The sequence below is a fragment of the Paraburkholderia sp. BR14320 genome (assembly GCF_040948665.1).
Classification (GTDB): Bacteria; Pseudomonadota; Gammaproteobacteria; order Burkholderiales; family Burkholderiaceae; genus Paraburkholderia; species Paraburkholderia youngii.
In genome coordinates this window covers 1-857 of the sequence record NZ_JBFPKG010000217.1, presented here as the reverse complement: position 1 = coordinate 857, position 857 = coordinate 1, and the positions used below count along the sequence as shown (strand labels likewise).

Here is an 857-nt window from a genome sequence, read left to right as displayed (position 1 = left end):
GCAGCGCGAGGGCGTGATTATCGCGAACCTCGTGAATCTGTGGAACAGCTTCGGCAAGGCCGTTTGCGTCAAAAAGCTCTAGTTGCGTCCGCAACCAACTGCGGGCCTACCCTGCTGAACAAAGCCACTTGGGATCGGCTATCGGCCATGCATTGATCGACGCCGGATACCGCGTGCTGTTCACGCGCACCAGCGAACTCGTCCAGAAGCTGCAGGCCGCACGCCAGAGCCTGCAGTTGCCTTCAGCGCTGGCCAAGCTCGACCGCTTCGATTTGATCATCCTTGACGACCTGTCGTACGCGCGTAAAGACCAGGCCGAGACCAGCGTGCTGTTCGAGCTGATCGCCGAGAGGTATGAGCGTAAAAGTCTTCTGATAACTGCAAACCAACCGTTCTCGGGCTGGAATGACGTGTTCCCCGACCCCGGCATGACGGTCGCCGCCATCGACCGGCTTGTGCATCACTCGACGATCTTCGAGCTCAACGTCGAGAGTTACCGCCGCCGCAAGGCCGGCGACAAACAGAATGCACGGCGGCGTCAATTACACGACGACAACCCTGCTAACCCGTTTAGCGACCGGTTGCCCGACGACGGCAACGTTACGCAGTAGCGGTGAGCGTCAACTACGCGATCACGCAACGACAACTACGAAGGAGCAACGTCAAATATGACCTGATAACCACCGACAACTACCCCGTTGACCGGCCAAAATAGTTGTCGCTGACCGGCTGTGAACTTTCGCCGTTAAGGAGCCGAAACCGTTTTCGGCATAAAGGCGCCAGGGACTTTTCGGCGTTTAGGCGCCGCAAGTCTTTCGGCGTATAGATGCCAGTAGATTTTCGCCGTAAAGGCGCCA

The 857-nt window shown here is 57.9% G+C and carries 1 pseudogene; it reads left to right on the top strand.

Going from position 1 to position 857, the window contains the following annotated elements:
* Window positions 1-119 precede the first annotated feature (119 nt).
* A pseudogene (locus AB3X89_RS39980) lies at window positions 120-611 on the top strand (ATP-binding protein); the annotation flags it as partial.
* Between the last annotated feature and the right edge of the window lie 246 nt (window positions 612-857).